Origin of the sequence: Moraxella caviae (genome assembly GCF_002014985.1) — a bacterium.
In the GTDB taxonomy this organism is placed as follows: Bacteria; Pseudomonadota; Gammaproteobacteria; order Pseudomonadales; family Moraxellaceae; genus Moraxella; species Moraxella caviae.
In genome coordinates this window covers 1-13723 of the sequence record NZ_MUXU01000037.1, presented here as the reverse complement: position 1 = coordinate 13723, position 13723 = coordinate 1, and the positions used below count along the sequence as shown (strand labels likewise).

Annotated in this window: 3 protein-coding genes; all 3 read right to left on the bottom strand. The window is 44.1% G+C overall.

Features of this window, described 5'->3' with window-relative positions:
• Positions 1–245: 245 nt before the first annotated feature.
• The gene (locus tag B0181_RS06145; RefSeq protein WP_078276636.1) at positions 246–2126 is read right to left on the bottom strand and encodes a ShlB/FhaC/HecB family hemolysin secretion/activation protein; all 1881 of its coding nucleotides are present in this window, start codon (positions 2124–2126) and stop codon (positions 246–248) included.
• Positions 2127–2622: 496 nt separating this feature from the next.
• The gene (locus B0181_RS06135; protein ID WP_078276634.1) at positions 2623–12318 is read right to left on the bottom strand and encodes a two-partner secretion domain-containing protein; all 9696 of its coding nucleotides are present in this window, start codon (positions 12316–12318) and stop codon (positions 2623–2625) included.
• A gap of 421 nt (positions 12319–12739) precedes the next feature.
• The coding region (locus B0181_RS06130) for an Arc family DNA-binding protein (RefSeq protein WP_078276633.1) at positions 12740–13723 on the bottom strand (984 nt) is incomplete at its 5' end.

Below are 13723 nucleotides of genomic sequence, written 5' to 3'. Positions count from 1 at the left end.
GGCTATTTTCAAAATCAGGTTGAAAATAGCCAAAAACATAAATAATTTAGGTCTTACTACATCTGGCATGTGGTTGATTCTTTGCAAGTTTTAAATTTGCAATTCATGCTAACTGGTTGAAATTTGATATTTTGCACATTCCACTCTTCACGTGACCACTTATTCCACTCTTATTTGATCACTTCATAAAAAAAACACCAGCCAAGCCAATTTGCTCAACTGATGGTTTTGGTATCAACCTGCTTTTAAAAACTCATCCCCAAACTCATCCCCAAACTCATCCCACCGACCCAATCTTTATCACCAAAATACTTAGGCTGTCTGATGGGGTGTCCTGCAAAGAAGTCGTAGTTTAGGCGTAGTGGCTTGATTTGCCCTTTGATGCCGATTGCCCCACCGACCAGAGTATGCCCAAGCAGTAGCTTGTCTTGTTCTTTGTTTTGCATGGCGATACTGCCAGCATCTAGCCCAAGATATAGGCTGTGATTGGATTGTTTGATGGGAAAGCTGACATCTTGGCGAAGGGTTGCTCCGATGTCACCTGACAGTGTCCGCTCACCATCAAAGCCACGCACGCTGTATCGTCCGCCAATACTCATTCGCTCACTGGGGACTAGGGCTTCTTGGGCATATTGGGCTTTTAGATTTGCCTGATAACCTGCTTGGTAATTATCGCCCATTTTGATGGGCGTGGCGAAGTTTAGATTGAGCTTATAAATCGGTGTGCGTGCCGTGCCTTCGTTAAACAGACTCTCAGGTGGTGTCAAGGCATGAAAGGCTCCTGTACCTCGCTGTATGCTGACATCTGTATTTAGCTGACTTTGCCCCAAGTATGTCTCATGGCGAATGCCTGCCGTCCAGCCTGAGATTTTGCGGCGTTGTACATCGATCTGGGTATCATCAATATAACTTTTTTGTGATTTGGTAAAGCCGCCCAAATTAAGCCATGTTTTGCTCTTGGCATCTCGATGCACCAAGTGGCTGGCATTTAAACTGATGTTATCAGAATCACCGCTGTAGAGATAATCTTGATTCACCCCTGCCACGGTTTGATGATAGGTGTAATGACTGGCATTGGCATTAAAGACGGTGTTTTTAATAGGCAATACATAGCCTATGCCATAGTTTTTACTGCCGCCTTTGTCGGTCTTGTTGGTGTATTCGTCTTTATTGATGCGATTACCCAAATCACGACTGTAGGTCAGATAGAGTAAGTCATTATGCCAAGTGGGGTTGTCAAAGCTAATAGTAGCACTGCCTTGATATTTACCTATGGTTTTTGACCCTGAATCATCAAGGCTAAGACTGCCACGCACTTTTTGTGATGCAGCGTATTTGATGAGTACATCACTTGCTCCCACCTTACCAGTCTCACTTGGCATGATGGCAAAATCAGCATCAGAGCTTGGTACTCGTTTTAGGTTTTCAAGGGCGGTTTCAAGCTGTCTGATGTTTAGGACATCACCATCTTTAAAAGGCAAAGCAGTCTTAAAATTGGCAGGCAGTCCTGCAGAGTCTGTATAAACTGTATAAACAGGTTTGGGGCTACTTAAAGTATCTGCCTTAATCTGCCCGATGACACCTGGTACGACAGTCAAGATAAGCTGACCGTCAGATAAGTTTTGATCACCGATAAAGACTCTGGTGGTGACAAAGCCACGCTCAATCAAGCGGTTTTGTACATCACGGACAATGTGATGAATGTCATTGATGTTTAAGCATTGACCCAGTACGCTGCTCTTGCCATGTGTTGATGGTGCTAAAGCAAAGGCAAATTGGTTTAAATCCACGCTACCAGTAGCAGCAAAACCAGCATCGGCAGCACTAAGCGGTGCATAAGCGATTTGGTTGATGACAAAGCAAGGTAGGCTGTCTTGATTGTCAGTATGAACAGAATCCATCTTGGCGGCAGGCTCAAAGGCAGGCACATCAACTTGTACGCTAGGGCTCGTCATCAATGATTGATTAAGAGCCGCTTGTCTTTGTTCATTAAGCAAGATTTGCTGATGGGCAATCTGTTCAGGGGTGTTGGCATAAGCTGAACAGCATAAGGTCAAAGAGACGGCTAGTGCCAATCGTGTTGGTAAGGATGCAATGCGGTAAGATGAGTGGTTGGTGTGTGTCATGAGTTTGGGTCTTTTTGATGGTGGTTGTGGGTTGTGGTTAACGGATTTTGGGATTTGGGGGTTTACCAAATCCCAAAATCAAACAATTCAATGGGTTGCATCTGAAAATGTTGGGTTGCGCTGTTAGGAAACTAAACCTACGAGCTCAGGGAACACTGAACAATCACTCTCAAAATCCATCCAGAGCCTATACAAAAGTATGATATGAGAAAGAACGATTAGAAAAACTAGAATTTTCTTATTATCCTTAATAATAAGACCAACTATGTTTCTATTAAGCAAATAAATAATGCATAAAAAGCATAAATTTAAAACGGCGAATAAACCAAAAATGATCGTATAACTCATCAAGGAATCGTAAAACCTACCGTATTTCAGTGCTCTAACACAAGCCATATATGGGGAAGATAAAAAACCCCCCAGCTGTATCAAAAACATTGGAGTGTATAAGCAGTTAAGGAGAAAAAAACTCCAACTTAAAAACCTTAAGCTTGCATTACTCATATTTTCTAATCCCTCCCTTCTTGTCATAAAAAGAGTTTTTTCCGCCGCCAAGCCGTTTCAGATAGTTTTTTAACCTATTGATTGACTCAGTTGAAACTGTTCTTGTGTGGGTTTCCATGACATTTTTACTATCTGTCAGTAGCAACACATAGTCCGTACCTCTTGGCACAGCGAAAGGTGATACAATATCAAAATTACTGTGTATCTGATAAGTGGTGGGCTGTCTTGGTACGGAATAATCCGTCGCTTCATCGGGAGATAAGCTTAACACAGTTTCAACTTTATAACCCTTGTCTATTAAAGCTTTCGCCATACCAGCTCCATATGCACCACCTTCACTATGTGAGATAATTTTAAAGGTTTCGTGAGGAGACTTTAATAGAGAATTATATTTATCAATATTTTTATTTACCTCTTGATAACCTAGTTTGAATCTATCTTTGCCATCTTGATCCATCCCTACAAGGCTTGAACCGTCAATAAATATGTCTCTTTCATTCTCTGATTCTAAAAATTCCTTAACGCTCGGTACAAAAGACTTACCACCCATCCAATCCCAATATTTTTCTTTACCGGGGCCAGCAGGGGAAAGGTTGGGGATAAGACCACCTGTTAGTTTCTCTAGATTGCCAGCATACCTATTCCAATGTCCGTTGATAAAAATATTAGCATTATTCTCCATCCCAACTTTCCCAATCTCAGCACCGCTGACCGCATCAGTCGTGCTGCCATCAGTTGTGGTGTAGATGGTTGTCGCAGTGGCTAAATTTAGAATACTTGTGATGGTGTCTTTTTGCTCTTGGGTTAGGTCTTGTGGATCTTTGCCTTGATATAGGTAGTTTGCTAAAACCTTAGCGCCTGCTTCATTGGCTGCACCTGACATTGCTCCTGTGGCGATGTCATTACCAGTGGCATAGCTTACCGCAGCACCCAGTACGGCATGAGCCAGTAAGTGCTGTGCCGAACCTTCTTGGTCTTTGCGTTTAAACTCCTGCCCAATCCGATAAGCAAGCTCAGGGCTTGCTGCTCTTGCCACATCACCTATGATGCCATTTGAGTTAGGAGCGTACAAGGCTGATGTGATGCTGTCAAAGATTCTTAGCTTTTGTTCGATATCTTGGGCCTGTTGTTCAAGTCTGAACTTTTCTGGATTGTCATCTGATAGCTTTTCTGCTTTTTTACGATAATCTTCCGCTTCTTTCGCAAATTCACTTCTAATGGCACGGCGTTCAGCGTCAAATGCTTGGGTGATGGTTACCTGAGCATCCAATTCTTTAGTCGCTTGCTCCTTATCGAAGTCATTGGTGATGATTTCATTAAGCTGGTTTTGAACTTCTTCTTGTTTGAAGTTCTCTGTATTGATATGACTAAGTCCAGCTTGGTCAGTGATGGCAGCGTGGGTGGTGGAAGTTTTATTGACTGGGTCTATTGTGCCATAACCAATGCCTTGTAGGGCAGGTTTCGCTTTGCCATTTGGATTGCTGGTGTCTGCACCAATACCAATGCCGACACTGATAGCATCACCTTCGTAATTTAGGTGATTTTCAATGTCTTGGGTTTGGATACCTTGGGCAAACTGGGTTTGGTTTTTACCTGCATCGGTGATGAGATAGCCACCGGTGAACTTGCCTTGTCCCTGTACAGATAGGGTAGATTGATTGGCTTTGATGCCTGATTGGTGGGTGACTTGCGCATAATCAGCATCTACATCGGTTTTGCCACCATTGATACTAAAGCTTTGGGGTTTGCCATCAAAGCCAACATCGGCACTAAATCCTGCTTGTTTTTGATCATGAGTGTATTGATAGCCATCTTGACGGCTGTTGACAAGCAAATCACCGCCAACTGTACCAGTTAGGTGCTTGGTATCTAAATTAGCGCCATCTAGGATAAGATTACCACCAATGTCATTGACAGTTGTACCGCCAACAGTGACTTGGGTATTGGTGTGGGTGGTGGTAGTCTCACTGCTACTGCCTTTTGCTTTGTTGGCATTGATGGTGAAGCCTTGATTGGATTGACCGCTACCTATCTGAGAGCTGGCATAGACACCCGCACCCCAGCCTTTACTGCTGTTTTGACTGTCTTGGGTGTCAGTTTGTGTTGAGGCTTGGTAAAGGACATCGCCTTCTACCGATTGGTAGAAGTTATTACCTACTGTGAGGTTGCTACCTGTGACAGTCAAATCTGAATCTACTCCCTTGCCTTTGAGATTGACGATCAGATTATTTTGAGCCAAAAGGTTGGCAGCATCATTAGTTTCTTGATGGCTTGTGGTTTGGCTCTTGGTGCTTTGTGAGCCAATAGTGGCTTGAACTCGGATGGAGCCAAGGTTACCACCCTTTAGGTCTTTGGCGAGCGTACGCACTTTAGAAGCTGCTGCTAAAGTACCAGCCAATTTAGCTTTGCGAGAGTCGGTGTCATTAACAGACTCTTTTAGGGTTTCTAGGCTTTGAACCTCGCTGACAAGACTGCTAGAGACGCTGGCAGTCACCCCTGTGGTTTTTTGGGCAAAGCGATGGCTATTATCACTGATGGCGTTTTGGCTTTGGATGGTGGCATCGGTTGCTTGGATATAGATATTACCTGTATTGGTATTAGCACCATCTTTTTGGGCGATGACATCGCTATTGGTAATAACAAGGCTGTCATTACTTACTAGGCTAACATTACCCCCTGTAGTACCGATCAGCGAGCCTGTATAGGTGGTCTGCATGGCATCTGCTTGATTTTGGGTGCGTTGTTTGCCCAATGTGACAGAAGTTGGCGAAGTGGCAAATAAGCCTTTTTTTGTGACTTCGTGGCTGCTATGCCCGCTCGCATTATCTTTGGCAGAACCAATAAGCAACTGGTTGTCGGCTTTGATAAGAATGTCCTTATCTGCCAAGACTTCGGTTGAGATTAGACTGGTGTTTACACCTTGAATGACAACTTGATTGCCACCAACTTGACTTATTAGACTCTTGTCACTGTACTGTCCAAAGCTAGACCGCTCAGTTTTACTGCCCGTTAAGCGACGGTTAGTGTGCAAACTGGCACTCTCTACACGCTCGGTTTGTCTACCTTCGCTAATGCTAACATCCCCTGTTGCCACAACAGCAGTTGTGCCACCTGACTGCAAGCTTGAGCCTTCTACGGTGATACCAGCCCCTTTGCCTGTTGTAGCTATCGTTAAGTTGCCAGCACTGGTGATGGTTGAACCCACATCAGTGCTTTGGCTGTAGTTAAAGTAGTTATTGGGATCAGCGACAGCACTGATGTGATTGCTTGTGGTGAGAGTTGTGATGTTGATGCCGTTTTGGGCAGTGATTTGGGTATTGCCACCCTCATTTTGTATGTTGGCAGCTTTGTTTAGGACATAGTTACCCGCGTGGATGTTTAGGGTGGTTAATGGGTTGCCATTATCATCTGTTTGGTCTTTTAATCCATCGCCCACACGGATGGTGGCGATGCGTGTGATGGCGGTGTTGGATGAAGCGCTTTGCCCTTGTTTATTGTGATGGGTAGCTGTTTGACTTTCGTTGATGATTTGGTTGCCCGCATCAAGCCTCATGGCACTGTTTGCATACATGGTACCATGATTGGCAATGGTGTTATCTGCTGTGACAGCAATAAAGTTACCATAAACACCGCCGTCATTGGTGATATTGTTTGCATTGATGTTTGCGGTATCTTTGGCAATGATATTACCATTGTTATCCAAATTGCCAGTCAGCTGTATATCCATGCTTTTGCTAGACATGGCAGCATATCTACCATCAGGGGTGAGTGTGCCTGTCGCACTATTGGCAGATCTTAAATACAGCTTGGGTACCAGAACATCTTGGGTTTTGGTGATGCTATTGCCATCTTTGTCTTTGACGGCGACCGTGATGGACTGTTTGACCAGCCACACGATGTCAGTGGTTAAGTTTGCCATCTGCTCGGCGGTGAGTGCGGTGCCAAGTGTGTAGCCGAACTGTTTGGCATGAGTGATGCCATTATCCATCAGCTGTTTAAAGGCTTCTTCGTTACTGCGGTAATCGGTGTTGATATGTCTGCCTGTCAGTAGATAATACTGATCTTTAATGCGCTCTTGTTCACCATAACCATCAGATAAGCGCTTGTGGATGTGATTTGGGTCTGATTGTAGGGCTTTTAGCATATAATCAGAACCAAGCCACTGTTTGTAATCGGTAAACGCAGGGTCGGTTTGAACCAATGGCTGATTAGGGTCGTCAGCGTTGATGATGTATAAGGCTGAGCTTGGGATGGTCAGCTGTGAGAAGTCGGCACTGATCACAGAGACTGGTTTGGCATCAACGCTTTGGGACAATGCTTTGGTCAACTCTGATAAGACTGCTTCATCAACAGCTTGTCCTTGCTCTTTGTCAGTAAGTAGCTTTGATAGCTGTTGCTGGGCATCAAGGGATAAGGCAGCTTGATTGGCTTTTAAAGCAGCAAGCACCGTCTCCACATCACCACTGGCTAGGGCTGATTGGTCAATTGTCATGACCGATGGGGGTTTGTTGATGGTGGCGCTCAAGATGGGGAGCTCATATGTTGCTAGTGGTGCAAAGGATTGCGTAAAGCTACCACCACCAATTGCTCTGCGCTTGTGGCGGTTAATTCCCGAGGGAAATACGCTATATCGGGTAAAGCGACCATTTTCAGTGACTTTGGTTTTTTCACCATACAGACCATTGTCAGGTGTTTGAATGACAGTATCGCCAATCACTGCAAAGCCTGCGCCTGCATTCATTTGGCTTTTATCGTTAATTAAGGTATCGCCATGTATGACAAGATTTTGTCCTGCTACCATACGGGCTGGGTCAGAAGCTAGGGTTTTATCTTCATAGACGACAAAGTCAGTAGTAATGACATCCACCTCTTCAGTGAGGCGATAAAAGTCACCATTGGCATTTTTGACATATAAAGCGCCATCTGGTGCGCCTTTACGGCTGGTTGGTCCAAGCTTTGCTTCATCAGTGGTATAAATGTTTAGCGCCAAATCAACATCGCTTTTATTTTGGTTAAACTGACGGTTATATTCCCTAATAGCCAGCTCTAATGATTCAATGGCAGCGGCATTATCCGCTTCCCATTTTATTAAAGGACCCATAGCCTTGGTATAATTGGCTAATGCCTCATTATACTGTGTACAAGCTTGGTTGCTTGCATCTGCCAACGCACAACTTTCAGCGGTTTCATTCTTTGGCAAGTCAGGCTCGTCCAAGCGGTTTTCGACAGCAATGACTGGTGCAGGCTCAGCTGGTGCTGTAATGTTAAAGTATGACCAAATCGTAGAGTCATAATCATAATTGACAATACACTCACTACCTTCAGGACAGTCAAATAAACCCGCCATTGGCTTGTTGCCCAAATCAGCAACATCAGTGCTTTTTTGGGCGGCGGGGATGGTGTCCGCTTGTTTGTGAGCACGATAAAGCGTTTGGTTGCGGGCAGATTCTGCCACCACTTCAACCGTATGCTTTTTAAAATCAGCATTGGTGTTTAGCAAAGTTTTGGCACCAATCACCATTGAACCACCAGACTGGATGGTCGCACCTTTATTGACCACTGTCTGTGCTTTGCCTGTGGCATGATGATTGTCATCTAGACTGCCGCCAATGTGCAGACTGCCAAGACTTGTGATTAACGCTTGATTGTCGAAGTCTTCGTTGAATTTACCTGCTCTGTCAGGGTTGGGGTTGTTGTTTAAGGTGTTGACACCAATGTCCAGACGCTGTCTTGCGGCAATCACAGGGCTTGTATGATGGTCATTTTCTTGATTGGTTTGTTGGTTGACAGCTTTTGCTGGCGTATTGTTCAGCGTATCGGCTTGGATGGCAAGTTGTGTACCATAGATACGACCACCAGCCAAGTTATTGATGGTGTTTGTGGCTTTAACGATAGTCGTATCACCATTAATTAAGCCTTGGTTTGTGATGTTTGTTTGGCTATGTAGCGTGGTGTTGCTGCTTGTAATGGTGGCATCTTGGTGGTTGTGGATGCTAGCTGCTGTGAGCGTGAGGCTGTCTGTTGCCCCAAAGTTGTGCTGATTGCTAAAGTTGCCTTGAGTGGTGAATGTCAGCGTATCAGCAATTAAGGTATCATCACTGGTATGTGTATAATCCTTAGTTTGGCTAATCGTCAACTCTTTAGCGGTGATAACCCCACTATTTTGTAAAGATCCAGTATGGATATCTACGGTTTTAGCTGTCAGATTGCCCGCTTGATTGCTTAAAACGCCTTGGGTATTGTTGATGCGGATGTTTTGTGCAGCCAAGCTTGAGGCGTTATGATGGGTGATATCCCCTTGAGAGTCATAACTGATGCTGTCTGCTTCATTGTGTGAGTCAGTCAAATCAAGCGTGGCAGCAGTGGCACTAAAACGATTACCCACCAAGGCGTTACCATGATGGCTGAGGTGTCCTTGGCTGTGTAGTGTCAAATCCGTACCTGCATACAGACTGCCTGTCGCACGGTTGTTCAGTGCATCCTTAGCATGAATACTAATCGCTTCTTGACTGCTGATGCTACCGCTATTGTTGATGGTATTAGCATCTACAGTTAAGGTTTTGGTGCTGATTTGTCCTGTATTATCCAACGTGTTGGCACTGATGGCCAAAGCGCCTAGTGTGGTAATGGTGGCGGCTTGTGTATCGGCATTAACATTGCTATCGCCATTGGTGTTACTTAAATTGCCAGTTAACGCAATGCGGCTTTGTGCTGTTTCATCGGTGGCAAATACGCTGCCTTGATGGTTGTTAAGCTCTTTGGCATCCATGCTAAAGTGACTTGCTTGAATGACGCCTTGGCTGTTATTAATATCTGTAGCCACCGTAAGACTTTGATTGCCAGTGCTAAGTAGCTTACCTTGATGGTTACCTAGATGCTGCGTACTCACAGTAAGCGTACTGCCTGTATGAGCAATACTGCCTTGCTGGTTATTTAAAGCGGCTGTACCTGTGTTGATGTCAAGTACCTGGCTGTTACTGCTGATACTGCCTTGGCTGTTGTCCAGACCTTGATTGAAGCTTAATGTCAGTGCCTGTGTACCGCTATGGCTGATATTGCCTTGATGGTTGATGAGTTGACTGCCATCAATCACCAACTGTTTGGCGGACAATTGCCCTTGGGTGTTATTGAGCTGACCAGGTGTGCTGATGTGTAGTGTATCAGCAGCAATGGCGGTAGCATTGGTAGTATTGACATCCGTTTGGCTATTTAGATTGATATTAACCGCTTCACTATGACTATCGCTTAAATCAAGCATGTTGCCTGTCATCACCATCGCTTGGGTGGCAATGTGTGTGCCTGTGCTGACTAGATTGCCTGTGCTTTGGATGCTAAGATTGGCAGGCTGTCCTAATTTGCCTTCACGGTCCATGCCAGCAATGATGCTGCCGGCATGGGTGATGGTATGGGCACGGATGGTGGTATCACCAGCGCTGGCAATCAGTCCTGCTTGGGTGTTATCCAAGGTGCGTAAGGCAGTCAGTGTGGTGCTTTTACCCCCATAAACCTGACCGCTGTTTGTCAAATCTTGGCTATGGATGGTTAGGTGTTGATTACCAAAGACATTGCCATCATGATTGCTCAATGCTGTCCCAACGCTCAATGTGGTATTAGCTTGTGCAGAGATGACGCCTTTATCATTAGTTAACTTATCTTTGCTGGCAACAGATACATGGCCAGTACTCATGATGGCACCAGCCTGATTATTCACACCATCAGCACTAATAACAGTATCACCACCACTTACAATCACCCCTTGGGTATTATCAAGCATGCCAACAGCAGATAACGTCACAGCATCAGTAGCAGATAATTGACCGCCTGTATTAATCATATCAGAACCACTGTCAATCGCCATGCCATTTCTGGCAGTGATATTACCTTTGCTGTTATCAAAGCGGCTTAATTGCCAATTAATATCATCTAAGGCGATTTTACTGTCGGTATTGACAAGAGTGTTGGTATTTAGGCTTTGTACATCAATCGATGCTTGCTTGGTGTTACTGGTTTTATCAGCACTGATACCAATATCACCTGTGGCGGTGATGAGTGCTTGATCGCCTGTGTTGTGAATACTGTTGGTAGCAATGATATGACCACGAGCATTTGGGATGGGTTTGGTTTGAGTGTTTGCACCAGAGTCACTTAAAGCAGGTGGCTGTGTGTCTGCCCCCACATTACCTGTACTGCCTGCTGTATTATCTGCCAGCTCACTGCTGATACTGCCAGCACTCTGATCACTACTTGGGGTAGAAGGTGCAGGGATACTGGTTTGTCCATACAAGCTTTGACCGATAACCGCTTTATCAGTGTTGATGAGTGTATTGGTGGTGATATCAAGCTTTCCTGTACCAGTTTGGATAAGCTGACCGGTGTTATTAAGCTTATCCGTATGAACTTGTAAAACACCGCCATAGACACTGCCACGGTTTTCAATCGCTTCTTTGGCTGCAATCTTGGCAGTTTGGGTGCTGTGAATGATGCCTGTGTTATTAAGACTTGCAGTATTGATGGCAATATCAGCCTGTTCGCTTAACAAGGTGCCGTCGTTTTGAGCGGTGTTATCATGGGTGTTGATGGTGACAGCATCTTTGGCTAGGATTTTACCGGTATTAACAAGATTGCCTTGGCCATCCAAGGTAAGTGTACCTGTGCCAAGTTGCTGTCCACTACCTGTGGCTGTGATGACCCCTTGGTTATTGACCCCAAACCCTTTATCCGTAATCAGATGGATTTTACCTGCGTACATTCCACCAAGATGTGAGATGTCTAATGCCAGTGCTGGGGCGGTGCCTGTTTGGTTGGTGCTGCTGACATCATTGTTTTGATGAACGGCTGATAACTGATTGAAGTTGCCATCTTGGATGCTGACCTGATTTTCACCTAGGATAACATCAAGTTGTTTGCCGGCATAAATCTCATCATTGATTTGGGCGGTCTTGGCAATGAGTGCGGCATAATCCGTGCCTTGTAGGTTTAATTTGCCATTAACCTCAATCTTACCAGCATGATTGCCACCGACTTGATAACCCAATAGCTGCCCGTGATTAACTTGACTGTTTGCTGCTGCCAGATGCACATTGCCAGCATTGATAAACCCAGCACCATTGACCACTAAGCCGGATGGATTGGCAATGATCACATCCGCCTTTTTACCTGCCACTTCAATAAAGCCATTCAAATGGCTTGGGTTATTGGAATTAACCTGGTTTAAGATGGTAGAAGCTTCCCCACGAGCCATATAGGGGTTAGCTGCCACAAAGCCTGCAATTTGGGTATTAACTGCTTTACGGTTGTTATTTAATACAGCGCCTGTACTACCCACATCAAACTGGCTGTAATGGTTATTGGATAAGCCACGAGCATTGGGGGTGGCGATATTAACAGAAACAACACCACTTGCGGTATTTAATACAATCGGCTGTAAGGCTTTATCGGCGGATTTATCTGCAATGATGGTGGTGGGGGTGTTGGCATGGGCTGTCAAGCCTAGACTAAGAAGAAGCGATAACGAAAGAGTTTTTAAGCCAAAGTCAAAGCCAAAGCCCAAACACCATCCAGATGATGATGTTGTGCTACCACCCACGCTTGGGTTGTCAGATTTACCTTGCAATCTTGTCTTTTCAGAAACCACCACAAGTCTTCCTAGACTTTTACTAAAGATCACACGATAACAAAAACGGTTCATAATACACCCACTTATACGACCAGATTCTACTCTTAATCATCCAACGTATCTGCCAGCTTGCCAATTTACAGCAACAAAACAGTAATATTGGGCAGATATTATCACAGATAATTTGATAATTTTAAAAATAAAGTCTGATTTATTTAAAAGTTAGAATTTTATTATTTTATCATTATTTAAAATCTACTCTGCATACTTCAATGATTTGTGGTTTTATAATACAAGAGAACATTGATGGTTACTAAGTAGCCAAATATAAAACCAATATATTTAACAATCATTTAATTTTTTTAAGATAAATCCAATGATGATAAAAACTAAATAAAAACCCTTGCAATCACCAAATTCATAAGTTACAATCGGGTAACTTTAAATACTGATTGGATGACCATGACACGCTTTTGTTTAAAAGCTTTGATTATCAAGGCTTGGATTGGTCATAACAAGCTCTCAACTTAGGATCTTCATTGATATACGCCTGCACTCTAAAGCAGACATCCCGATAGCCGTGCCAGTAGTAGTCGGCATCTTGTTTTTCGTACATATACCGATCCCAAATATCATCCATCCATGGGATGAAGGTTGTGCGTGCCATCAGTTTTAGTGGATGCTGCATGCCTTGTTTTAATTGCTCACAAACCTCCGCATCAAACAAATAACTCATGGCTCGATGCTTGTATTCACTGCTTTTGCAAATAGCTCTTAATGCCAGTACAAACAAAGCTTGCATTCTAGCACCAGTGGCACCGACAATATCACTTAAATGGATATTGGTGATATAGACTTGAGCATGCTTTTGATCAAATTGCTTGATGATCAGCACCTCACCTGTGTGAATGTTATTTCGGATAAATGAAACCTTTTGAACCTCATCAAATCCCACCTCTGGCTCAAAACAAAACTCAACCACCGCCTCGACGGTATTTAAATTGCTAAAGTCTTTGTTTTTAGTAGGGTAAGGGCAACCCTCATCAAACATCAACCAAGCGGCATGACAACCTAAATAATCTGCCAGTTGTTCAAGCTGGGTAAAGGTAGGCTCAAGATCGCCCTCAAACCAGCGAATCACCTCATCAGCACGCTCATAACCCAATTCATAAGCAATGCGTGCAGGAGCAAGCTGTCTGATCATTGGAACTTTGCATAACTCTACCAAAACGGTATTTAATCGCTCTTTAATAGCACTCAATCGCTTGGTTTTATGATGACGGGCGACAATCTCATCCATCTTCTGGATGATGTCTGCATAGCTGTCATTGGGTGTGGAGAATGAGTTGACCAAACGATAGTTCATTTCAAGATTTAAAGAACGACCATGAAACTGTGCTTGTTCCTGCAGTTTTTGTTTAAGGTCAGGCGGGATGCGCAAATTAACTTGGATATCTCCAGCCATAATAACTCCTTT